This window comes from Streptomyces sp. NPDC111520 (genome assembly GCF_055635295.1).
The window spans coordinates 68,360-91,409 of sequence record NZ_JBVKBW010000008.1 but is presented as its reverse complement, the minus strand read 5'-3'; the positions used below and the strand labels follow the sequence as shown (position 1 = coordinate 91,409).

General features: G+C 72.3%; 19 protein-coding genes. 13 read left to right on the top strand and 6 right to left on the bottom strand.

Annotation, left to right across the window (positions count from 1 at the left end; all coding sequences use genetic code 11):
• Positions 1–112: 112 nt before the first annotated feature.
• The 8 genes from ruvC to ACZ7MY_RS20335 all read left to right on the top strand — a co-directional run bounded on the left by ruvC (position 113) and on the right by ACZ7MY_RS20335 (position 9,226).
• Complete coding sequence (gene ruvC, locus ACZ7MY_RS20370) at positions 113–643, top strand: crossover junction endodeoxyribonuclease RuvC (protein ID WP_499603374.1); 531 nt, start codon at positions 113–115, stop codon at positions 641–643.
• Positions 640–1,254: a Holliday junction branch migration protein RuvA gene (gene ruvA, locus ACZ7MY_RS20365; RefSeq protein ID WP_499603373.1), complete on the top strand. Its 615-nt coding sequence runs from the start codon at positions 640–642 to the stop codon at positions 1,252–1,254. Before ruvC ends, ruvA begins: the two co-directional genes overlap by 4 nt.
• A 30-nt stretch (positions 1,255–1,284) precedes the next feature.
• Positions 1,285–2,349 carry a Holliday junction branch migration DNA helicase RuvB gene (gene ruvB / locus ACZ7MY_RS20360; RefSeq protein ID WP_499603372.1) on the top strand — a complete coding sequence of 355 codons (1,065 nt, stop codon included), beginning with the start codon at positions 1,285–1,287 and terminating at the stop codon, positions 2,347–2,349.
• 161 nt (positions 2,350–2,510) lie between these two features.
• A complete protein-coding gene (yajC, locus tag ACZ7MY_RS20355) occupies positions 2,511–2,927 on the top strand; it encodes a preprotein translocase subunit YajC (protein ID WP_499603371.1) in 417 nt (138 codons plus the stop codon).
• A gap of 103 nt (positions 2,928–3,030) precedes the next feature.
• Positions 3,031–4,803 carry a protein translocase subunit SecD gene (gene secD / locus ACZ7MY_RS20350; RefSeq protein WP_499603370.1) on the top strand — a complete coding sequence of 591 codons (1,773 nt, stop codon included), beginning with the start codon at positions 3,031–3,033 and terminating at the stop codon, positions 4,801–4,803.
• Positions 4,803–5,939, top strand: coding sequence for a protein translocase subunit SecF (gene secF, locus ACZ7MY_RS20345; RefSeq protein WP_499603369.1), 1,137 nt, complete (start codon positions 4,803–4,805; stop codon positions 5,937–5,939). Before secD ends, secF begins: the two co-directional genes overlap by 1 nt.
• Before the next feature lie 55 nt (positions 5,940–5,994).
• Positions 5,995–6,555: an adenine phosphoribosyltransferase gene (locus tag ACZ7MY_RS20340; protein ID WP_499603368.1), complete on the top strand. Its 561-nt coding sequence runs from the start codon at positions 5,995–5,997 to the stop codon at positions 6,553–6,555.
• Between the two features lie 211 nt (positions 6,556–6,766).
• The gene (locus ACZ7MY_RS20335; protein WP_499603367.1) at positions 6,767–9,226 is read left to right on the top strand and encodes a RelA/SpoT family protein; all 2,460 of its coding nucleotides are present in this window, start codon (positions 6,767–6,769) and stop codon (positions 9,224–9,226) included.
• Positions 9,227–9,301: 75 nt separating this feature from the next.
• Here ACZ7MY_RS20335 and ACZ7MY_RS20330 read toward each other — a convergent pair whose 3' ends face one another.
• Entirely contained in the window at positions 9,302–10,531 is a 1,230-nt protein-coding gene (locus ACZ7MY_RS20330) for a DUF349 domain-containing protein (RefSeq protein ID WP_361006251.1), read from the bottom strand.
• Positions 10,532–10,751: 220 nt separating this feature from the next.
• On the bottom strand, positions 10,752–11,576 hold the full coding sequence (locus ACZ7MY_RS20325; RefSeq protein WP_499603366.1) for a peptidylprolyl isomerase: 825 nt from the start codon (positions 11,574–11,576) through the stop codon (positions 10,752–10,754).
• Positions 11,577–11,764: 188 nt separating this feature from the next.
• Here ACZ7MY_RS20325 and ACZ7MY_RS20320 point away from each other — a divergent pair, with 188 nt between their 5' ends.
• Both ACZ7MY_RS20320 and hisS read left to right on the top strand, forming a co-directional pair.
• On the top strand, positions 11,765–12,481 hold the full coding sequence (locus ACZ7MY_RS20320) for an MBL fold metallo-hydrolase (protein ID WP_499603365.1): 717 nt from the start codon (positions 11,765–11,767) through the stop codon (positions 12,479–12,481).
• A 13-nt stretch (positions 12,482–12,494) separates the two neighbouring features.
• The gene (gene hisS / locus ACZ7MY_RS20315; RefSeq protein WP_499603364.1) at positions 12,495–13,757 is read left to right on the top strand and encodes a histidine--tRNA ligase; all 1,263 of its coding nucleotides are present in this window, start codon (positions 12,495–12,497) and stop codon (positions 13,755–13,757) included.
• Positions 13,758–13,831: 74 nt separating this feature from the next.
• Here hisS and ACZ7MY_RS20310 read toward each other — a convergent pair whose 3' ends face one another.
• Both ACZ7MY_RS20310 and ACZ7MY_RS20305 read right to left on the bottom strand, forming a co-directional pair.
• On the bottom strand, positions 13,832–15,937 hold the full coding sequence (locus tag ACZ7MY_RS20310; RefSeq protein WP_499603363.1) for a putative bifunctional diguanylate cyclase/phosphodiesterase: 2,106 nt from the start codon (positions 15,935–15,937) through the stop codon (positions 13,832–13,834).
• On the bottom strand, positions 15,934–16,743 hold the full coding sequence (locus ACZ7MY_RS20305) for an SAM-dependent methyltransferase (RefSeq protein WP_499603362.1): 810 nt from the start codon (positions 16,741–16,743) through the stop codon (positions 15,934–15,936). Before ACZ7MY_RS20305 ends, ACZ7MY_RS20310 begins: the two co-directional genes overlap by 4 nt.
• Before the next feature lie 281 nt (positions 16,744–17,024).
• Between ACZ7MY_RS20305 and ACZ7MY_RS20300 the strand changes: the two genes are divergently transcribed.
• Entirely contained in the window at positions 17,025–17,669 is a 645-nt protein-coding gene (locus ACZ7MY_RS20300; protein WP_499603361.1) for a vitamin K epoxide reductase family protein, read from the top strand.
• A 43-nt stretch (positions 17,670–17,712) separates the two neighbouring features.
• Complete coding sequence (locus ACZ7MY_RS20295; RefSeq protein ID WP_431960594.1) at positions 17,713–19,062, top strand: replication-associated recombination protein A; 1,350 nt, start codon at positions 17,713–17,715, stop codon at positions 19,060–19,062.
• Positions 19,063–19,102: 40 nt separating this feature from the next.
• Here ACZ7MY_RS20295 and ACZ7MY_RS20290 read toward each other — a convergent pair whose 3' ends face one another.
• Positions 19,103–19,819, bottom strand: coding sequence for a DUF2470 domain-containing protein (locus tag ACZ7MY_RS20290; protein ID WP_499603878.1), 717 nt, complete (start codon positions 19,817–19,819; stop codon positions 19,103–19,105).
• A gap of 199 nt (positions 19,820–20,018) precedes the next feature.
• Between ACZ7MY_RS20290 and rpsD the strand changes: the two genes are divergently transcribed.
• Positions 20,019–20,630: a 30S ribosomal protein S4 gene (gene rpsD / locus ACZ7MY_RS20285; RefSeq protein WP_018564200.1), complete on the top strand. Its 612-nt coding sequence runs from the start codon at positions 20,019–20,021 to the stop codon at positions 20,628–20,630.
• A 105-nt stretch (positions 20,631–20,735) separates the two neighbouring features.
• Here rpsD and ACZ7MY_RS20280 read toward each other — a convergent pair whose 3' ends face one another.
• Entirely contained in the window at positions 20,736–22,883 is a 2,148-nt protein-coding gene (locus tag ACZ7MY_RS20280; protein ID WP_499603360.1) for an ATP-binding protein, read from the bottom strand.
• Between the last annotated feature and the right edge of the window lie 167 nt (positions 22,884–23,050).

The following is a 23,050-nucleotide window of genomic DNA, read 5'->3' as shown; positions in this document are numbered from 1 at the left end:
GGCGGGACGGCGGCCCGTGGGGAGGACACACCCCCACCGGGCCGCCGTCGTTGTCGGTGGCACCCGATAGCCTCCAGGAATCCGCTGAACGGCTGTCCGAGGGAGGGGCGCGGTGCGTGTGCTGGGCGTGGACCCGGGGCTGACCCGGTGCGGCATCGGCGTGGTGGACGGGGCGCCGGGCAAGCCGCTGCGCATGGCGGGGGTCGGCGTCGTCCGCACCCCGGCGGAGGCCGACATCGGCCACCGCCTGGTGCTGGTCGAGCGCGGCATAGAGGCCTGGCTGGACGAGTACGCGCCCCAGGCGGTCGCCGTGGAACGGGTGTTCAGCCAGCACAACGTGCGCACCGTGATGGGCACCGCCCAGGCCAGCGCCGTCGCCATCCTGTGCGCGTCCCGCCGTGGGCTGCCGGTCCACCTGCACACCCCCAGCGAGGTCAAGGCCGCCGTCACCGGCAGCGGCCGGGCCGACAAGGCCCAGGTCGGCGCCATGGTCACCCGGCTGCTGCGGCTCGACGCCCCGCCCAAGCCCGCCGACGCCGCGGACGCGCTGGCGCTCGCCATCTGCCACATCTGGCGCGGCACCGCGACCAACCGCCTCCAGCAGGCCGTCGCCCGAGCACGAACCCAGGAGCCCAGCACATGATCGCCTTCGTCAGCGGGCCGGTCGCCGCCCTCGCCCCCGACACGGCCGTGATCGAGGTCGGCGGCATCGGGATGGCCGTCCAGTGCTCCCCGGGCACCCTCGCCGCACTGCGCGTGGGCGAGCCGGCCCGCCTCGCCACCTCGCTCGTCGTCCGCGAGGACTCCCTCACCCTGTACGGCTTCGCCGACGACGACGAGCGCCAGGTCTTCGAACTGCTGCAGACCGCCAGTGGCGTCGGTCCCCGGCTGGCCCAGGCCATGCTCGCCGTGCACAGCCCGGACGCGCTGCGCGTGGCCGTCGCCACCGGGGACGAGAAGGCCCTCACCGCCGTCCCGGGCATCGGCAAGAAGGGCGCCCAGCGGCTGTTGCTCGAGCTCAAGGACCGCCTCGGCGCCCCCGTGGGCGCCGCGGGAGGCGCCCGCCCCGCGGTCGCCGCCGGGCCCGCCTCGTGGCGCGAGCAGCTGCACGCCGCGCTGATCGGCCTCGGCTACCAGCCGCGCGAGGCGGAGGAGGCCGTGGCCGCCGTCACCCCGCAGGCCGAGGCGAGCGCCGATCCGCAGGTCGGGGCCCTCCTGCGGGCCGCCCTGCAGACCCTGAACCGAGCCCGCTGACCTAGCCCGCCGAGCGTAAGGCGCACCGAAGTGAACTGGGACGACGAGTCCGTACCGACCACCGCCGACCGTCTCGTCGGCGCCGCCGCCGACGGTGAGGACCAGGCCGTCGAGGCGGCACTGCGGCCCAAGGCGCTGGAGGAGTTCGTCGGCCAGGAGCGGGTCCGCGAGCAGCTCGACCTGGTGCTGAAGGCGGCCCGGCAGCGCGGCGGCACCGCGGACCACGTCCTGCTCTCCGGCGCCCCCGGGCTGGGCAAGACCACCCTGTCGATGATCATCGCGGCGGAGATGGGCGCCCCCATCCGCATCACCTCCGGGCCCGCCATCCAGCACGCCGGCGACCTGGCCGCGATCCTCTCCTCCCTGGCCGAGGGCGAGGTGCTCTTCCTCGACGAGATCCACCGGATGTCCCGGCCCGCCGAGGAGATGCTGTACATGGCGATGGAGGACTTCCGGGTCGACGTCATCGTCGGCAAGGGCCCGGGCGCCACCGCGATCCCCCTGGAACTCCCGCCGTTCACCCTGGTCGGCGCCACCACCCGGGCCGGGCTGCTGCCGCCGCCGCTGCGCGACCGCTTCGGCTTCACCGGCCACATGGAGTTCTACGCCCCGGCCGAACTGGAGCGGGTCATCCACCGTTCCGCGCGCCTGCTCGACGTCGGCATCGACGCCGAGGGCGCCGCCGAGATCGCCGGACGCTCCCGCGGCACCCCGCGCATCGCCAACCGACTCCTGCGCCGCGTACGGGACTTCGCGCAGGTGAAGGCCGACGGCGTGATCACCCGCGAGGTCGCCGCCCAGGCGCTGCACGTGTACGAGGTCGACGGCCGCGGCCTGGACCGGCTGGACCGCGCCGTGCTGCAGGCCCTGCTGAAGCTCTTCGGCGGCGGCCCGGTGGGGCTGTCGACACTGGCGGTGGCCGTGGGGGAGGAGCGGGAGACGGTGGAGGAGGTGGCCGAGCCGTTCCTGGTGCGCGAGGGACTTCTGGCGCGCACCCCCCGTGGCCGGGTCGCCACACCCGCCGCATGGACACACCTCGGACTCGTGCCGCCACAGGGCGCCGGACCCGGGCAAGACGGGCTGTTCGGCCCTTGACGGCGGGGAGACTCGCCGCCGCAGGAACCTCGGTGTAATGCTTGGCGTTGTTCCACCGGCGAACGAACGCTTAGACTCCGCCGACGTCGTGCCTCCGGGACCGACACCCACAATCCCGTAGACCAGGCCCCTGCGGCCGTGCGAAGGATCGTCAAGACACCATGAATCTGGTTCAAATCCTGCCTTTCGTCCTGATCATCGGTGTCATGCTGCTGATGACCCGCTCCGCGAAGAACCGGCAGCGCCAGGCCACGCAGATGCGTGACCAGATGGCTCCCGGTTCGGGCATCCGGACGATCGGCGGCATGTACGCCGTCGTCAAGGAGGTCAACGAGGACACGGTCCTGCTGGAGCTGGCCGACGGTGTCCACGCGCACTTCGCGAAGAACGCCATCGCCGCGGTCCTCGACCAGGCCGAGTTCGACCGCATCGTCCACGGCATCGACCCGGAGCCGGCGCACGACGCCGAGGACGCGGACGAGGCCGAGAAGGCCGACGAGCCCGTCCAGCTGAGCAAGTCCGCCGACGAGCCCGTGACCCAGGACGCCCCCAAGACGGACGGCACCGACAAGAAGTAACGGCCCGCCCGGTACTTTTGCACGGTCGGCAAGTTCGTACTACTCATCGTGCCGCCCCGCTGCGCGCAGGTCGCAGGGCGGTTGGACAGGGAGAATCGAGAAGGTGGCAGCACCGAAGAGGGGCCGTAGGCCCTCGGGGAGCCAGGGGTACCCCGGGCGGGCGCTGGCAGTGATCCTGCTGGCCATCGTGGCGCTCACCGGAGGGATGTTCCTCTCCGGCCACACCACCCCCCGGCTGGGCATCGACCTCGCCGGCGGTACGAGCATCACGCTGACGGCGAAGAGCGACCAGGCCGGCGCGATCAACAAGACCAACATGGAGACCGCCAAGTCGATCATCGACCGGCGCGTCAACGGTCTGGGTGTCTCGGAAGCCGAAAGCCAGATCCAGGGCGACCGGAACATCATCGTCAACATCCCCAAGGGCACCAACGCCGCGCAGGCCGAGCAGCAGGTCGGCACCACCGCCCAGCTCTACTTCCGGCCCGTGCTCGCCGAGGTGGCCAACACCCCGCCGACCCCGGCCTCGCCGAGCGGCAGCCCCTCCGGCTCGCCCTCGTCCCCGGCCTCGCCGTCCGCGACCGCGTCGACCGGTGCCAAGGTCTCCGGCACCCCGTCCGCGAGCGCCTCGACGCAGGGCCGCGCCGTCACCGATGCGCTGAAGGCCTCCTCGACGCCGTCCGCCCCGGCCTCGGACGCCCCCGCCTCGAACGCGCCCGCGCCGACCCCGTCGGCCCCGGCGAACGCGGCGCCCGGCAGCACGCTGGACACCTCCATCCCCGAGGACCTCCAGGCGAAGCTCGCCGCGCTGGACTGCTCCGACGCGAAGACGCGCGCCAACCTCAACCTCAAGGCCAAGCCGACCGACAAGATCGTCGCGTGCAGCCAGGACGGCGGCGCCAAGTACGCCCTCGGTCCCGCCGCGGTCGACGGCAAGAACGTCAGCAAGGCCGCCGCGCAGTTCGACACCCAGGGCGGCAACGGCTGGGTCGTCACCCTGAACTTCGACGGCACCGGCTCCAAGGCCTTCTCGAAGATCACCTCGCAGCTCTCGCAGCAGCAGCCGCCGAACAACCAGTTCGCGATCGTGCTGGACAACGAGGTCGTCTCCGCCCCCTCGGTGAACCAGACCCTGAGCGGCAGCGCCGAGATCTACGGCAGCTTCACCCAGGAGAGCTCGGAGGAGCTGGCGAACGTCCTGTCCTACGGCTCGCTGCCGCTGACCTTCGACAAGTCGGACGTCACCAAGGTGTCGGCGGCGGTCGGTGGCGAGCAGCTGCACGGCGGCCTCATCGCCGGCGGCGTCGGCCTCGCCCTGGTCGTGCTCTACCTGGTCGCGTACTACCGCGGCCTGAGCTTCGTGGCGATCCTGAGCCTCATCGTCTCGGCGATCCTCACCTACGCGATCATGACGCTGCTCGGCCCGGCCATCGGCTTCGCGCTGAACCTGCCGGCGGTCTGCGGTGCCATCGTCGCCATCGGCATCACCGCCGACTCGTTCATCGTCTTCTTCGAACGCATCCGTGACGAACTGCGCGAGGGCCGCTCCCTGCAGCCGGCCGTCGCCCGCGGCTGGCCGCGCGCCCGCCGCACGATCCTCGTCTCGGACTTCGTGTCGTTCCTGTCCGCCGCCGTGCTGTTCGTCGTCTCGGTCGGCAAGGTGCAGGGCTTCGCGTTCACCCTGGGCCTGACGACGCTCCTCGACGTGGCCGTGGTGTTCCTCTTCACGAAGCCGCTGATGACGATCCTGGCCCGCAAGAAGTTCTACGCCGGCGGTCACCCCTGGTCCGGGCTCGACCCGCGTGCCCTGGGCGTCAACCCCCCGCTGCGCCGCACCCGCCGCCCCGCGGCCCGTACCGACGTCAAGGAGGCCTGATGTCCCGGCTCGGCAACCTCGGGCACCGCCTGCACCGAGGCGAGATTTCCTACGACTTCGTGGGTCACCGCAAGCTCTGGTACGGGGTCTCGGTCCTCATCACCATCGCGGCGATCGTCGGTCTCGCCGTGAACGGCCTCAAGCTGGGCATCGAGTTCTCCGGCGGCGCGGTCTTCACCACCCCGAAGACCGAGATGTCGGTCAGCCAGGTCCAGGAGAAGGTCGCCGACGACACCGGCGGGCACCAGGCCATCGTGCAGAAGCTCGGCTCCGGCGCCGTCCGCATCCAGATCAGCGACATCTCGCTCACCGAGGCGAAGGAGATCCAGGGCGAGATCGCCTCGGACCTGAACGTCAAGGCGAACGACATCGACCCGCAGATCATCGGTCCGAGCTGGGGCGACGAGATCTCCAAGAAGGCCTTCCAGGGCCTGGTGATCTTCATGGTCCTGGTGACGATCTACCTGGCGATCGCCTTCGAGTGGCGCAAGGCCGTGGCCGCCCTGATCGCCCTCATCCACGACCTCACGATCACCATCGGCGTCTACGCGATCGTGGGCTTCGAGGTCACCCCGGGCACGGTGATCGGTCTGCTGACCGTCCTCGGCTACTCCCTCTACGACACCGTCGTCGTCTTCGACGGTCTGAAGGAGTCCACCAAGGACATCACCAAGCAGAACCGCTACACCTACAGCGAGCTGGCCAACCGCAGCCTCAACCAGACCCTGGTGCGTTCGATCAACACCACGGTCGTGGCGCTGCTGCCGGTCGGCGGCCTGCTCTTCGTCGGTGGCGGCCTGCTCGGCGCGGGCATGCTCAACGACATCGCCCTGTCGCTCTTCGTCGGCCTCACCGCCGGTGCGTACTCCTCGATCTTCATCGCGACCCCGCTGGTCGCGGACCTCAAGGAGCGCGACCCGGAGATGAAGGCGCTGCGCAAGCGCGTGCTCGCCAAGCGCGCCGCCGACGCCCGCCGCGGCGGCGACGCCGCGGACGAGGCGCAGGACGCGTCCCCCGAGGAAGCGGACGGCGAGCCGGAGGAGGACGCCCACGCGGGCGCCGTCGTCGGCAGCCAGCGCACCCAGCCGGCCCGCAACAACCGCGGCCGCAACCGTCCCTCCGGCAAGCGCCGCTGAGGACGGGGCGGACGGCGGACGAGACACAGCGACGAAGCACCGAGGAACACAGCCGATGACCACGACGGACGCCACCCCGGAGGGGCTGCGCAGCCTGCTGCTCAGCCGCATCCGGGACGTGCCCGACCACCCGAGGCCGGGTGTGGTGTTCAAGGACATCACCCCGCTGCTGGCCGACCCCGCGGCGTTCAACGCGCTGATCGACGCACTGGCCGGGCTCTGCGCCCGGCACGGCGCCGACAAGGTCGTCGGCCTCGAGGCGCGCGGGTTCATCCTCGCCGCCCCGGCGGCCGCCCGCGCCGGGCTCGGGTTCGTGCCCGTCCGCAAGGCGGGCAAGCTGCCCGGTGCCACGCTGGGACAGGCGTACGAGCTGGAGTACGGCACCGCCGAGATCGAGGTCCACCAGGACGCCTTCTCGGCCGGCGACCGGGTCCTGGTCATCGACGACGTGCTCGCCACCGGCGGCACGGCCGAGGCGTCCATGGAGCTGATCCGCCGGACCGGGGCCGAGGTCGCGGGCCTCGCGGTCCTGCTGGAGCTGGGCTTCCTCGGCGGGCGCGCCCGGCTCGCCCCGTCCCTCGCCGGCGCCCCCCTGGAGGCGCTGATCGCCGTCTGAGCCCCTGGCTCGCCGGAGGCGGGTTCCCGGCCGCGGAAGCGGTCAGGAGCCCGCCTCCGGGCGTTGCGGGGTATCCACGGGGCGGACGGGACGCGGTTCACCCGGTCAGATCGCTACCATGGTGTCTCGGAACCTCCCTCCTCGCCCGTCTCCGGCCGGGAGGGGACCAGAAGGAGTGCCCTTGCAAGAAGAGGCCAGGCAGGCTCAGCCGATGACCGCAGCGGACGGGAAGCAGGCGGCTTCCGTCTCCGCGGCTCCTCCCGCCGCGCCGGCCGCATCGGCGGAGGGCAAGGCCGCCAAGCCCGCTCCCGCCGCCCCGGCGACCCCCGTCGCCCGGCCCGTACGCACTCCCGGGAGCGTGGCCCCGAACCGGCCCGCCACCTCGTCCAACCGGGTCCGCGCCCGCCTCGCCCGGCTCGGCGTCCAGCGCTCCAGCCCGTACAACCCGGTGCTGGAGCCCCTGCTGCGCATAGTGCGCAGCAACGACCCCAAGGGCGACCCGTCGCAGCTGCGCCAGATCGAGCGCGCCTACCAGGTCGCCGAGCGCTGGCACCGGGGCCAGAAGCGCAAGAGCGGCGACCCGTACATCACGCACCCGCTCGCCGTCACCACGATCCTGGCCGAGCTCGGCATGGACCCGGCGACGCTGATGGCCGGGCTGCTGCACGACACCGTCGAGGACACCGAGTACGGCCTCGACGCGCTGCGCCGCGACTTCGGCGACTCCGTCGCCCTGCTGGTGGACGGCGTCACCAAGCTGGACAAGGTCAAGTTCGGCGAGGCAGCGCAGGCCGAGACCGTGCGCAAGATGGTCGTCGCCATGGCGAAGGACCCGCGGGTGCTGGTCATCAAGCTCGCCGACCGCCTGCACAACATGCGCACCATGCGGTACCTCAAGCGGGAGAAGCAGGAGAAGAAGGCCCGCGAGACGCTGGAGATCTACGCCCCGCTGGCGCACCGGCTGGGCATGAACACCATCAAGTGGGAGCTGGAGGACCTCGCCTTCGCGATCCTCTACCCCAAGATGTACGACGAGATCGTCCGGCTCGTCGCCGAGCGCGCCCCCAAGCGGGACGAGTACCTGGCGGTCGTCACCGACCAGGTGCAGCAGGACCTGCGCGCCGCCCGCATCAAGGCGACCGTCACCGGCCGCCCGAAGCACTACTACAGCGTGTACCAGAAGATGATCGTGCGGGGCCGGGACTTCGCCGAGATCTACGACCTGGTGGGCATCCGGGTCCTGGTCGACACCGTCCGCGACTGCTACGCGGCGCTTGGCACCATCCACGCGCGGTGGAACCCGGTGCCGGGGCGGTTCAAGGACTACATCGCCATGCCCAAGTTCAACATGTACCAGTCGCTGCACACGACGGTCATCGGGCCCAGCGGCAAGCCGGTCGAGATCCAGATCCGCACCTTCGACATGCACCGCCGCGCCGAGTACGGCATCGCGGCGCACTGGAAGTACAAGCAGGAGGCCGTCGCCGGCGCCTCCAAGGTGCGTACCGACAGCCCGAAGTCCGCCAAGAAGGACGACGCCGTCAACGACATGGCGTGGCTGCGGCAGTTGCTCGACTGGCAGAAGGAGACCGAGGACCCGGGCGAGTTCCTGGAGTCGCTGCGCTTCGACCTGTCCCGCAACGAGGTCTTCGTCTTCACCCCCAAGGGCGATGTCATCGCGCTGCCCGCCGGTGCGACCCCCGTCGACTTCGCGTACGCCGTCCACACCGAGGTCGGCCACCGCACGATAGGGGCGCGGGTCAACGGCCGCCTGGTGCCGCTGGAGTCGACCCTCGACAACGGCGACACGGTGGAGGTCTTCACCTCCAAGGCGGCGGGCGCCGGCCCGTCCCGCGACTGGCTCGGCTTCGTCAAGTCCCCGCGCGCCCGCAACAAGATCCGCGCCTGGTTCTCCAAGGAGCGCCGCGAGGAGGCCGTCGAGCAGGGCAAGGAAGCCATCGCCCGCGCGATGCGCAAGCAGAACCTGCCGATCCAGCGGGTGCTCACCGGCGACTCGCTGGTCACGCTCGCCCACGAGATGCGCTACCCCGACATCTCCGCGCTCTACGCGGCGATCGGCGAGGGGCACATCACCGCGCAGTCCGTCGTGCACAAGCTCGTCGAGGCGCTGGGCGGCGAGGAGGGCGCGACCGAGGACATCGCCGAGATCACGACCCCGTCGCGCAGCCGCACCAAGCGGCGCTCGGCCGCCGACCCGGGTGTGATCGTCAAGGGCGAGAAGGACGTCTGGGTCAAGCTGTCCCGCTGCTGCACCCCGGTGCCGGGCGACCCGATCATCGGCTTCGTCACCCGCGGCAACGGCGTCTCCGTGCACCGGGCCGACTGCGTGAACGTCGAGTCGCTCTCGCAGCAGCCCGAGCGGATCATCGACGTCGAGTGGGCGCCGACCCAGTCCTCGGTCTTCCTGGTCGCCATCCAGGTCGAGGCGCTGGACCGTTCCCGCCTGCTGTCGGACGTCACGCGCGTCCTGTCCGACCAGCACGTCAACATCCTGTCCGCCGCCGTCCAGACCTCCCGCGACCGGGTGGCCACCTCGCGCTTCACCTTCGAGATGGGCGACCCCAAGCACCTCGGACACGTCCTGAAGGCCGTCCGCGGCGTCGAGGGCGTCTACGACGTGTACCGCGTGACGTCGGCGCGCCAGCGCTGACGCGGGCACGGAGAAGGGCCCGTACGCCTCGCGTACGGGCCCTTCTCCGTTGTCCGGGTGAAGCCGGGGTGGGACTCAGCCGCCGAACTCGTCCAGCGACTTGAGGGCCTGGTCGAGCAGCGCCTGGCGCCCGTCCAGCTCCCGCTGCAGCTTCTCGGCCCTGGAGGTGTTGCCCGCCGCCCGTGCCGTCTCGATCTGCTCACGCAGCTTGTCGACGGCCGCCTGCAGCTGCCCGGTCAGGCCCGCGGCACGCGCCCGCGCCTCCGGGTTGGTGCGGCGCCACTCGGACTCCTCGGCCTCCTGGATCGCGCGCTCCACCGCGTGCATGCGGCCCTCGATGCGCGGCCGGGCGTCGCGCGGCACGTGGCCGATCGCCTCCCAGCGCTCGTTGATGCCGCGGAAGGCCGCGCGCGCCGCCTTCAGGTCGGTGACCGGGAGCAGCTTCTCGGCCTCGATGGCCAGCTCCTCCTTCAGCGTGAGGTTCTCGCGCTGCTCGGTGTCGCGCTCGGCGAAGACCTCGGAGCGGGCCGCGAAGAAGACGTCCTGGGCGCCGCGGAAGCGGTTCCACAGGTCGTCCTCCGCCTCGCGCTGGGCGCGGCCGGCGGCCTTCCAGTCGGTCATCAGCTCGCGGTAGCGCGCCGCCGTCGGGCCCCAGTCGGTGGAGCCGGAGAGCGCCTGCGCCTCCTCCACCAGCTTCTCCTTGCGGCGGCGGGCGTCCTCGCGCTGCGCGTCGAGCGCCGCGAAGTGCGCCTTGCGCCGCTTGGAGAAGACCGAACGGGCGTGGCTGAAGCGGTGCCACAGCTCGTCGTCGGTCTTGCGGTCCAGCCGGGGCAGGCCCTTCCAGATGTCGACCAGGGCGCGCAGCCGCTCGCCGGCGGCCCGCCACTGCTCGCTCTGCGCCAGCTGCTCGGCCTCGGTGACCAGGTCGTCCTTGGCCGTCCTGGCCTCCTCGGAGGCCTTGGCCTTGGCGACCTTGCGCTCCTCACGGCGCGCGTCGACCTGCTCGGTCAGCGCGTCCAGCCGCTTGGCCAGCGCGGCCAGGTCGCCCACGGCGTGCGCCTCGGTCACCGCGGCGCGCAGGTGCTCGATGGCGGTCAACGCGTCCTTGGGGGCCAGGTCGGTGGTCTTCACCCGGCGTTCGAGGAGGCCGATCTCGACGACGAGGCCCTCGTATTTCCGCTCGAAGTAGGCCAGCGCCTCCTCAGGGGAGCCTGCCTGCCACGAGCCGACTTCACGCTCGCCATCGGCCGTACGCACGTACACGGTCCCCGTCTCGTCGACGCGGCCCCACGGGTCGCTGCTCACAGCGCCTCCTCCACGTGATGCCCGGCCGTCGCACGGCTCGCGGGCATCGTCCACAGTTCCATTCGGCCGGGCCGTGCCCGGACCGGTCCGACGGTCCGCTCACATCCATGGTGCAGCCGTCGGAGCAGGCACCCTACACAACGCCAACATAGGCGACCGGTGCCCCGGCTGTCCGCATCCCGCACCCGCGAAATTAACCCGCGGGTGCGGGACACGGCGGTCAGGACTTCGCGACCGTCGCCTTGTCGATCACCACGGTGGCGTTCGGGGCGCCGTCACCGCCGCCGGTCGACTCGCCCGCGGCGGCGATCTTGCCCAGCACCTTCATGCCGGCCGCGCCGATGGTCCCGAACGGGGTGTAGTTCGGCGGCAGCGGGCTGTCCTTGTAGACCAGGAAGAACTGGCTGCCGCCGGTGTGCGCCTGGCCGGTGTTGGCCATGGCCACCGTGCCCGCCGGGTAGCTGCCCCCGGCGATCTCCTTGGCCTTCAGGTTCTCGTCCGGGATGGTGTAGCCGGGGCCGCCGGTGCCCTGGCCCGTCGGGTCGCCGCACTGCAGCACGTAGATGCCGCTGGTGGTGAGCCGGTGGCACTTGGTGTGGTCGAAGAAGCCCTTGCCGGCCAGGAACGCGAAGGAGTTGACCGTGTGCGGGGCGTTCTTCGCGTCGAGGTCGAGCGCGATGTCGCCGCAGGTCGTCTGCAGCGTGAAGGTGTACTTCGCCGCGCTGTCGACGGTGACCGCGGGCTCCTTCTTCCACTGCTCCGTGCCGACGGCGCCCTCGGCGGGCTTGGCGCACGGGTCCGGCGCCTTGCTCGTCTCCGCGGGGCTGGGGGTCGTCCCCGCGGCCGCCGCGTCGTCCTTCTTGGCGTCCGAGCTGAAGGCGCCGGCCGCCCACGCGGTGGCGCCCGCCGCCAGGACCACGGCGAGCACGGCGGCGACCACCGCGTTGCGCCGCACGGTCTTGCGGTGGGCCTGCACACGGCGCTCGTGCTGCCGCTCGAACTTGTCACGGGCGAGCTGGCGCCGCCGCTGATCCTTGGTGACCACTGAGCCGTCTCCCGATGCCTTCTGCTCGTCGCGTCCGAATGTGAGTACGCCGCCGATCTTCGCGTTCGGCGCGCCCCCCGTCCAGCGACGTTACTGGTTCGCTATGGCCGCGTTCGCGCCGGTAGGCTCGTGGGGCCGCCACGGTGCGGTACGACCTGCCGAGAACGACAGCCGACAGAAGGACGAACGTGCTCATTGCCGGGTTCCCCGCCGGGGCCTGGGGCACCAACTGCTACGTGGTCGCCCCCGCCGCCGGTGAGGAGTGCGTGATCATCGACCCGGGCCACGAAGCGGCCCAGGGCGTCGAGGACACGCTCGCCAAACACCGACTCAAGCCCGTCGCCGTCATCCTCACCCACGGCCATCTCGACCACACGGCCTCGGTCGTCCCGGTCTGCGGGGCCCATGGCGTCCCGGCCTGGATCCACCCCCGGGACCGCTACATGCTGAACGACCCGGAGAAGGCCCTCGGCCGCTCGATCGGCGCGCAGCTGCTCGGTGAACTCACCATCGGCGAGCCCGACGACCTGAAGGTGCTCACCGACGGCAGCACGCTGGAACTCGCCGGTCTCGAGCTGTCCGTGGCGCACGCGCCCGGCCATACCGAGGGGTCGGTGACGTTCAGGCTCCCGGAGACGGCCGAGATCCCCTCGGTGTTCTTCTCCGGCGACCTGCTGTTCGCCGGCTCCGTAGGCCGCACCGATCTGCCCGGCGGTTCCATGGACGAGCTGTACGCGTCGCTGGCCCGTGTGTGCCTGCCGCTCGACGACTCGACCGTGGTGCTGTCCGGCCACGGACCCCAGACGACCATCGGCCGTGAGCGCGCCACCAATCCGTACCTCGCGGAGGTGGCCCGCGGCCTCGGGGGCGACGACCACCCGTCCCCTCCGCGACGAGGAATGTGACGAGAGACCTCCTGTGAGCACCTTCCAGGCCCCCAAGGGCACCTATGACCTCCTGCCGCCCGATTCCGCCGTGTTCCTGGCGGTCCGCGAGGCGTTCGCGGCGCCGCTGCGGCGGGCCGGCTACGGCTACGTCGAGACCCCCGGCTTCGAGCAGGTCGAACTCTTCTCCCGCGGTGTCGGCGAGTCCACCGACATCGTGACCAAGGAGATGTACACCCTCACCACCAAGGGCGGCACCCAGCTCGCGCTGCGTCCCGAGGGCACCGCCTCCGTGCTGCGCGCCGCGCTGGAGGCCAACCTGCACAAGGCCGGCAACCTGCCGGTCAAGCTCTGGTACTCCGGCTCCTACTACCGCTACGAGCGGCCGCAGGCCGGGCGCTACCGGCACTTCTCCCAGGTCGGCGCCGAGGCGATCGGCGCCGAGGACCCGGTGCTGGACGCCGAGTTGATCATCCTGGCCGTGGACGCCTACCGCTCGCTCGGGCTGCGGAACTTCCGCCTGCTGCTGAACTCGCTGGGCGACCGCGAGTGCCGTCCGGTCTACCGGGCCGCCCTCCAGGACTTCCTGCGTGGTCTCGACCTCGACGAGGACACCCGCCGGCGGATCGAGATCAACCCGCTGCGCGTCCTGGACGACAAGCGCGAGAGCGTGCAGAAGCAGCTCGTCGGCGCCCCGATGATGCGCGACCACCTGTGCGAGGCGTGCAAGGCCTACCACGAGCAGGTGCGCGAGCTGCTGACGGCGGCGGGCGTGGAGTTCGAGGACGACCCCAAGCTGGTGCGCGGCCTGGACTACTACACCCGCACCACCTTCGAGTTCGTCCACGGCGGCCTCGGCTCGCAGTCCGCGGTCGGCGGCGGCGGCCGCTACGACGGCCTGTCCGAGATGATCGGCGGCCCCGAGCTGCCGTCGGTGGGCTGGGCGCTGGGCGTGGACCGCACGGTGCTGGCCCTCAAGGCCGAGGGCATCGAGCTCGAACTGCCCGCCGCCACCCAGGTGTTCGCGGTGCCGATGGGCGAGGAGGCACGCCGGGTGCTGTTCGGCGCGGTCACCGAGCTGCGCCGGGCGGGGATCGCCACGGACTTCGCCTTCGGCGGCAAGGGCCTGAAGAACGCGATGAAGTCGGCCAACCGCTCGGGCGCCCGCCTCGCGATCGTCGCGGGCGAACGCGACCTGGCCGAGGGCGTCGTGCAGCTGAAGGACCTGGAGAGCGGCGAGCAGGACGCCGTGCCGCTCGACGGCGTCGTCGCGGCCGTGCGCGAGCGCCTCGCCTGAACCGTACGGGCGGTTCGGCCGGCCGGTGCCCGCACCGGCCGGCCGCACCCCCCGCGGGTCTCCCTGACCACCGGTCAGCCGGGGTTGCCCCGCTCGATCCACCGGGCGATCCGCTCGGGCCCCACCGGCCGCCCGAAGTACCAGCCCTGCCCCCAGTCGCAGCCCAGCGAGCGCAGCCGCCGGGCGTGCTGGGCGCTCTCCACGCCCTCGGCGGTGACCGTGAGCCCGAGCGCGTGCGCCAGCGACACCAGTCCGCCGACGATCCGCCAGCCGACCGGGTCGTCCGTCCCGGCGCGGTGGGGGTCCGTGACGAACGCTCCGGCGATCTTCAGCCCGGAGACCGGCAGGTCCCTGAGGTAGGCGAGGTTCGACCAGCCGGTGCCGAAGTCGTCGACGGCCAGCGAGACCCCGGCGTCGGCGATCGCCTGCAGGGCGCGCAGCGACTCGTCCTCGGGACCGATCACCGCGCTCTCGGTGATCTCCAGCTCCAGCCGCCCGGGTTCGAGGCCGGTGCTGTCCAGGATCGACGTGACGTCGTGCACCAGGCCCGGGTTGCGGATCTGCCGTACCGCCAGGTTGACGTTGATCTGCGGCGCCGCCTCCCCGTACCGCCGCACCCAGTCGGCCGCCTGCCCCACCGCGCGTTCCAGGATCCACCGGCCCAGCGGCATGATCAGCCCGGTCTCCTCCGCCGTCCCCACGAACTCGTCGGGACCCAGCACCCCGAACTGCGGGTGCCGCCACCGCACCAGGGCCTCCACCGCCACCAGGGAGCCGTCGGCGAGCGAGCACAGCGGCTGGTAGTCGACGAAGAACTCCCCGCGGTCCAGGGCCACCGGCAGCCGAACCGAGATGGCGTAGCGGCTGACGGCGCGCGCGTTGTGCGTGGGGTCGAAGAGCGTCCAGCGGCCCCGGCCCGCCTCCTTGGAGCGGTACAGCGTCAGGTCCGCCGCCCGCACCGCCGCCCCCGGGGTCGTGGCGGCGACCCGCTGCGCCAGCACCCCGACGCTGGCGCCGATCGTCAGCTGGTGGTCGCCCACGAGGAAGGGCCGCGAGAACGTGCTCAGGACGAGCTTGGCGACGGCCACCGCCTCCTGGTCGCCGCGGCACTCCTCCAGCAGCACCACGAACTCGTCCCCGCCGAGCCGGGCCACCAGGTGCCCCAGCGGGGCGAGCGCCGCGTCCAGGCGTTCCGCGACGGCCGTCAGCAGCCGGTCGCCGGTCTCGTGACCGAGGCTGTCGTTGACGACCTTGAAGCCGTCGAGGTCGACGTAGCACAGGCCGAAGCGCGCACCGGGCGGCGGCTGTTCGAAGAGGCCCTCCAGCCGCTCGAAGAAGGCGGTGCGGTTGGGCAGCCCGGTCAGCGGGTCGTGGGTGGCCTGGTGGCGCAGCCGTTCCTGCAGGCGGTAGCGGTCGGTGATGTCCTCGACCATCGCCACCTGGTAGCGGGGCTCCCCGTGCTCGTCGCGGATCAGCGAGACCGTCAGGTGGGTCCACACGACCTCGCCGTCGCGCCGGTAGTACGGCTTGTCGCACTGGAACCGCTCGCGGCGCCCCCTGACCAGGTCCTCGTACGCCTCCCACACGCCCGGGGCGTCCTCGGGGTGCACCAGTTCCGTGACGCGGCGGCCCCGCAACTCCTCCGGGCGGGCCCCGAGCAGCTCCCGCAGCGCCTGGTTGAACTGCACGATGGTGCCGTCCACGTCGGCGATGCCGATGCCGATCGCGGCGTGCTCGAACAGCGCGCGGAAGCGGGCCTCCGAGGCGTTCCTGGCCCGCTCGGCGTCCTCCCGGGCCCGGAACGCGGCGCGTTGGATCGCCCCCTGCTCGCGCAGGGTCCGCTCGCGCAGCGCGGCCGCCCAGCCGGAGGCGAAGGCGCCCGCCACGGCCGGCACCCGCCCGGGTCCGGCCGGCTGGACCTGCAGCAGCGCCACGGCGGCCGCCAGGATCTCCGGGTCGGTGAAGTGCGCCTCCACCAGCAGCGTGCCGGCCTGTTCCGCGAGCGCGGTGTCGCACGCGGGCTCGCCCAGCGCCCGCCCCAGCAGGTCCGCCGTCGTGTCCGCCACCCGGCGCAGCGTCCGCGGGGGCAGCGCGAGCCCCGGCCCGGAGCGCAGCAGGCGGGTCCAGGCCGCCGCGAAGTCCGGGGCGGGTCCCGCGACGGTCGACGGCGACTCCCTCACGACCGCCGCCCCACACCGGCCAGGCCCGACATCCGTTCGGGATGGGGCCCCACGGACTCCGGGTCCTCCGGCCGCCACTCGGGCAGCCAGACCACCCCGGGCGGCAGCAGCTCCCAGCCGTCGAAGAACGCCGTCACCTCTTTTCTGGTCCGCATGACCAGGGGTGTCGTGGTGCGCCGGGCGTAGAGCTCGGCCAGGGAGTCCGCCTGCTCGGGGCGGCTCTCCCGGGAGGCGTGGGTGAGCACCAGGTGACTGCCGGGCGGCACGGCGTCGCGCAGTGCGCCCACGATCTTGCCGGGGTCCTCGGCGTCGGTGACGAAGTGGAGCATCGCGACCAGCAGCACGGCCACCGGTTCCCCGGGCGCGAGGAGGCCGGTGACCTCGGGCCGGGAGAGCAGGTCGCCGGTGTCGGTCATGTCGGCCATCACCATGGCGCTCAGCGGGTCGTCCTGGAGCAGCAGCCGGCTGTGCGCCACCGCGATCGGGTCCAGGTCCACGTACACCACGCGCGCCTGCGGCCGGACGGCCCGCGCCACCTCGTGCACGGCGCCGAAGGTCGGGATCCCGGAACCGATGTCCAGGAAGCGGGTGATGCCCAGGGCAGCGAGGTGCTGGACCGTGCGGCGCAGGAAGGCACGGTTGGCGCGCATGATCACCGGCAGGTCGGGCCAGAGCGCCATGGCCTGGCGCGCCATGTCGCGATCGGCCTCGAAGTTGTGGGACCCGCCCAGGTAGTAGTCGTAGACCCGGGCGGCGTTGGGGGTCTCGACGTCCGTCCCTGCGGGTACCCACTCGGGTCGACGCATGCGGCACCTCTCCCCCTCTGAGCGGATCCTCGGAAGTACGGGTCCACTGAGAATCCTATATGTCTCATGTGTACGCATTTTCGGTGGAGATGGTTCCCGGACTGCGGACCGCGGGGCGATAACACAGAGCGATCGAAGGTGTACGCACCGCAGTGGAATTCCGCCCTCCCGCCCGGCCGTTGTCGCTCGCGCGGGTGACACGGCACCATGGGACCCGGCACTTCCGGCGGGTCCGACGCGTTGGGCAGTGCGGCACATCCCCGACCCACGGAAACGGCGACATGGTGACTACGGCGGTTGACACGGCTCGCACCGAGAGCGGGAGCCAGGAGTCCGCGGACGGACTCATCGGCGCGGGCAAGGCCTTCAGCTGGCTGCTCGTCGTCTGCGGTGCGCTCGGTCTGCTCGCCTCGTGGGTCATCACGATCGACAAGTTCAAGCTGCTGGAGGACCCGAACTTCGTCCCCGGCTGCAGCCTGAACCCGATCATCTCCTGCGGCAACATCATGAAGAGCGAGCAGGCGCACGCCTTCGGCTTCCCCAACCCGATGATCGGCATGGTCGCCTACCCCGTCGTCATCGCCCTCGCCGTGGGGATGTTCGCCGGGGCCCGCTACCGCCGCTGGTTCTGGCTCGGGCTGCAGGCCGGCACGCTCTTCGGCGTCTGCTTCGTGACGTGGCTGCAGTACCAGTCGCTGTACAGCATCGGCTCGCTGTGCCTGTGGTGCTCGCTGGCCTGGGTCGTCACCATCGCGCTGTTCTGGTACACCCTCGTCCACAACCTCAAGCACGAGGTCATCCCGGCCCCGGCCCGGGTCCGTGCCCTGGTCCTGGAGTTCCACTGGGTCGTCCCGGTGCTCTGGTACGGCGTGATCGCGGTGGCGATCCTGGCCCGCTGGTGGACGTACTGGAGCACCCTGATCTGACGGCGGCGCCGACTGTCGGTGCGGTGACATAGGCTTTCTGGCCGTGGAGCCCGACCTGTTCACCGCCGCCGCAGAGGAACGCCAGTCGAGGGAGCCCGGAGGGAGCCCGCTGGCCGTACGGATGCGCCCGCGCACCCTCGACGAGGTCGTGGGGCAGGGCCATCTGCTCCGCCCAGGGTCGCCGTTGCGGCGCCTGGTCGGCGAGGGCGGCGGCGGGCCGGCCGGGCCGTCCTCGGTGATCCTCTGGGGCCCGCCCGGCATCGGCAAGACGACCCTCGCCTACGTCGTCAGCCACGCCACCAACAAGCGCTTCGTCGAGCTGTCGGCGATCACCGCGGGCGTCAAGGAGGTCCGCGCGGTCATCGAGAGCGCCAAGCGCGAGTCCGGCGGGTACGGCCGCGACACCGTGCTCTTCCTGGACGAGATCCACCGGTTCAGCAAGGCCCAGCAGGACTCGCTGCTGCCCGCCGTCGAGAACCGCTGGGTCACCCTGATCGCCGCCACCACCGAGAACCCGTACTTCTCGATCATCTCCCCCCTGCTGTCCCGGTCCCTGCTGCTCACCCTGGAGCCGCTGACCGACGACGACCTGCGCGGCCTGCTGCGCCGCGCGCTCACCGACGAGCGCGGCCTGAAAGGCGCGGTCACGCTGCCCGAGGACACCGAGGAGCACCTGCTGCGGATCGCGGGCGGGGACGCCCGCCGGGCGCTGACGGCGCTGGAGGCGGGCGCGGGCGCGGCCCTGGCGAAGGGCGAGCCGGAGATCTCCCTGGGCACCCTCGAGGAGACCGTCGACCGTGCCGCCGTGAAGTACGACCGCGACGGCGACCAGCACTACGACGTGGCCAGCGCGCTGATCAAGTCCATCCGCGGCTCGGACGTCGACGCCGCCCTGCACTACCTGGCCCGCATGATCGAGGCCGGGGAGGACCCGCGGTTCATCGCCCGCCGGCTGATGATCTCCGCCAGCGAGGACATCGGCCTGGCCGACCCGACCGCGCTGCCCACGGCGGTCGCCGCGGCCCAGGCGGTGGCGATGATCGGCTTCCCCGAGGCCGCGCTGACCCTCAGCCACGCCACGATCGCGCTCGCCCTGGCCCCCAAGTCCAACGCGGCGACGACGGCCATCGGGGCCGCCCTCGCCGACGTGCGCGCGGGCAAGGCCGGCCCGGTCCCCGCCCACCTGCGCGACAGCCACTACAAGGGCGCGGCCAAACTCGGCCACGGCAAGGGCTACCAGTACCCGCACGACCTGCCGGGTGCCATCGCCGCCCAGCAGTACGCACCGGACGAGATCCACGGCCGGCGCTACTACGAGCCGACCCGCTACGGGGCCGAGGCCCGCTACGCCGACGTGCTGGAGCGTGTCAGGGAACGTCTGGCGGGGGAGTAGCGCGCGGCCCGCGCACGGCCTGGCGGCGCTTCCACGCCGGTCAGCGCCCCCGCCCGGCCGCCGCCTCCTCGGCGGCGTCGAAGAGCGCGTGCATCGCCCGGTGCAGGTCGGCGTGGCCCCGTACGGGCTCGGGGAACTCGAAGCGGGCGTCGAAGACGCCGTCCGCGCCGCTGAAGCGCACCCGCAACCCGAAGCGGTCCAGGGCGAGCGGCACCGCTGTGGTCGGCGTGCTGCGGCACGCACCGGCGTCACCGGCGAGCGCGCACAGCCAGCCCACCTGGTCGGCGTGGGCGGCCGCCAGGTGCTGCAGCAGCTCGGCCTCGTGGTCGACGAGCGGGTCGGGGCGGGCGGCGGCGAACTCGTCCGGCTCCACCTGCTCCGCGCCCCACAGGTCGTCCAGCGACGCCTCCCCGACCTCCAGCCGCAACCGCACCTTCCCGGCCGGGGCCGGCAGGTCGCGCGCGACGGTGATCCAGCCCGCGATCCAGGCGCGGCCGCGGATGCGTCCGGGCACCGCGACCGGGGCGACGTCAGTGATGTCGAGCACAGCCGTGAGGTCGTCGTCCTCGGCGTGGGTCGCGGCCCTCACGGCGGGCGATTCCGCGGGGAACAGCAGGAAGAGGTCGCCGTCGGTGCCCACGATCCGTTCCTCGGGGACCATGAGCTCGGGGAGGTCGGGGACCAGGCCGGGAATCACCAGGATGGCGGAGGCGGTACTCTGTACGAGAGTTCGTGTGCGCTCGGCTGCTGACGGCAGTCGGGCGATTTCATGCCCGCTGGGACGCGGCTGACCATGAGCTGATCGGACCCCCGTCAAGTCGGCGCCCGCGATGGCGTCGGCGGCGCCCTGTGCGGCGTCCGTTACGTCCGTGATGCGCGTGGTGTTCCCTGGGCGAGACATGCGATCTCCTTCGCTAAGGTAAGGCTTACCTAACTTACATGGAGGTCTGGGAAACGTGAACCAGTCGCGTCCCAAGGTCAAGAAGTCGCGCGCCCTCGGCATCGCCCTGACGCCGAAGGCCGTCAAGTACTTCGAGGCCCGTCCCTACCCGCCGGGCGAGCACGGCCGTGGCCGCAAGCAGAACAGTGACTACAAGGTCCGACTGCTGGAGAAGCAGCGTCTGCGCGCGCAGTACGACATCTCCGAGCGCCAGATGGCCCGCGCCTACGACCGCGCCCGCAAGGTCAGCGGCAAGACCGGCGAGGCCCTGATCGTCGAGCTCGAGCGCCGCCTGGACGCCCTCGTCCTGCGCGCCGGCCTGGCCCGCACCATCTACCAGGCCCGCCAGATGGTCGTCCACGGCCACATCGAGGTCAACGGCCACAAGGTCGACAAGCCGTCCTTCCGCGTCACCCCCGACGACGTCGTGATGGTCCGCGAGCGCTCCCGCGCCAAGACCCCGTTCCAGGTCGCCCGTGAGGGCGGCTGGGCCGGCGAGGGCGAGACCCCGAAGTACCTGCAGGTCAACCTGCAGGCGCTGGCCTTCCGCCTGGACCGTCTGCCGAACCGTCGTGAGGTCCCCGTGATCTGCGACGAGCAGCTCGTCGTCGAGTACTACGCTCGCTGACGCCTGCCGCACCCGGCACGCGCACGCACGTCAGCCCCGGTGTCCCGCCCTCGCGGCGGGGCACCGGGGCTTTCGCGTAGCCGGGGGCTCCCCGGTCCGAGGCGCTCAGTCCTGGGCGGACCGGCCGAGCGGCGCACCGGCGTGCAGCGGGCCGGCGGGCGGGACCGGGCCGTGCGGCGTCCGCCGCCCGGGGCGCGTCGGGGGCAGCCCGGCCAGGGCCCTGGCGACCGCGGCGTCGAGGTCCAGCGCACCGCCCTCGGCGTACGCCGCCTCGTAGCCGGCCCGGCCCAGCTCGGCGCGGGCCAGTTCCTCGCAGCGCTGGTGGGGGATGCCGAAGTGGCGTGAGCCGAAGACCGGGAGCCCGACCAGCCGCCAGATGCCGCCCGCCGCGCCCTGCAGCACCGCCGCCTCCCGGGCGTCCCGCGGGACCCGCAGCAGGCCGAGCAGTTCGATGCCGAGCACGATGCCCACCATGTCGCGGAAGGTGTGGTTGATCCGCACGCACTCGGCCGCGAGCTCGGCGGCGAGCACGGGGTCCTCCTGCCACCAGGCGATGACCGCCCGCGTGTAGAGCGCGTACGCCAGCGCCCAGCGCTCCCCGTGGTCCTCGCAGACCTCGCGGATGTGGTCGCACAGCTCGATCCCGCCCTCCAGGTCGCCGTCGAAGGCCACGGCCATCGCCAGCTCGACCTCGGCCATGATCACGTTGCTGTTGAGCTCGCCCAGCGTCCGGTAGTGGCCCAGCGCCTCCTCGAACAGCGCCCTGGCCCGCGGCAGGTCGTCGCTGAGCAGCGCGCCGCACCCCATGCGGTGCACCGCGTACGCCACCGCCGTCGCGTCGCCGGTGGCCAGCGCCTGCTCGCGGCACTCGTAGAGCATGCCGAGCGCCGCGGTGCCGTCGCCCTGGAGGATCGAGACGTAGCCGCACACCCACAGCGCCTTGGCCCGCTGCCCGGTGGGCTCGTGGTCGGCCGCCAGCGCGCGCTCCAGCCAGTAGCGGCCCTCGGCGAGCCGGCCGCAGCCGACCCAGAAGAACCACAGGCTCGCCGCCAGGTACTGCCCGGTCCGCAGTTCCTCGGGGACCTCGAGGGAGAACTCCAGCGCGGCCCGCAGGTTGGGCAGTTCGCGCTCGGTGCCGGCCGAGATCTCCTCCTGCCGCGCGCCGAACCACTCCATCTCGCCCCAGGTGGCGAAGCCCAGGTACCAGTCGCGGTGCCGGGTCCGCAGCCGCTGCTCCTCGCCCAGCCCGCGCAGCCATCCCAGGCCGTACTCGCGCACGGTGTCCAGCAGCAGGTAGCGCACCGCGCCCGCGACCTCGCGGCGCAGTACCACCGACTTGTCCACGAGGTCCGCCAGCAGGTCCACCACGGCCTCGGCGGACACCTCGCCGCCCGCGCACACGTACTCCGCCGCCTCGAGGTCGAAGTCCCCCGCGAACACCGACAGCCGTGCCCACAGCAGCCGTTCGTGCGGGGTGCACAGCTCGTGGCTCCACCCGATCGTCGTACGCAGCGCGCGGTGCCGCTCGGGGCCGCCGGTGCCGCCGCGCCGGGTGAGCAACCGGAAGCGGTCGTCCAGCCGTCCGGTCATCTGCCGCACCGACAGCGCCCGCACGCGGCCCGCCGCCAGTTCCAGCGCCAGCGGGATGCCGTCCAGGCGGCGGCACAGTTCCTCGACCTCGGCCCGGTTCCCCGCGTCCACGGTGAAGCCCGGCAGCGCCGCGGCCGCCCGGTCGGCGAACAGCTCCACCGCCTCGTCGGCGTCGGCCAGCGGTTCCAGCGCCACGATGTGCTCGCCGGCCACCCCCAGCGGCTGCCGGCTGGTGGCCAGTACCCGCAGGTCCGGTGCCGTGCGCAGCAGCGCGTCGGCCAGTTCGGCCGCCGCCTGCACCTGTCCCTCGCAGCAGTCCAGGACGAGCAGCAGTTCGCGGCGGGCCAGGAAGGCACCGAGCACGGCCCGCGGGCTGCGCGTGGTGTGGTCGTTGAGGCCGAGCGCGTGGGCCACGGCGAGGTCCACCAGCCCCGGGTCCCTTACGGCCCCGAGCCCGGCCAGCCGGACCCCGTCGGCGAACCCGGCGCGCAGACCGGCCGCCGCGCGCAGCGCGAGCCGGGTCTTGCCGACCCCGCCCACGCCGGTCACCGTCACCATCCGGGCCCGTTCCAGCAGGCGGGCCACGTCGTCGAGCTCGCGCCGCCGGCCGACGAAGTGGTTCAGCTCGCACGGCAGCTCGCCGGGCGTCGTCTCATGGCGCATGGGTCACGGAGGGTATCGTCAAATAAGCGGAACGTACAATCCGGGCCCGTGGCCAGGGGGCGGTCGCGGGCGGCCACGGCCCGCAACGCGGTACGGAGCGTGCTGCCCGTCGCGATAAGGTCGGTATCTGTATCGGTACCTGGTTGGCGCGGTGGATCCGAGGGAGT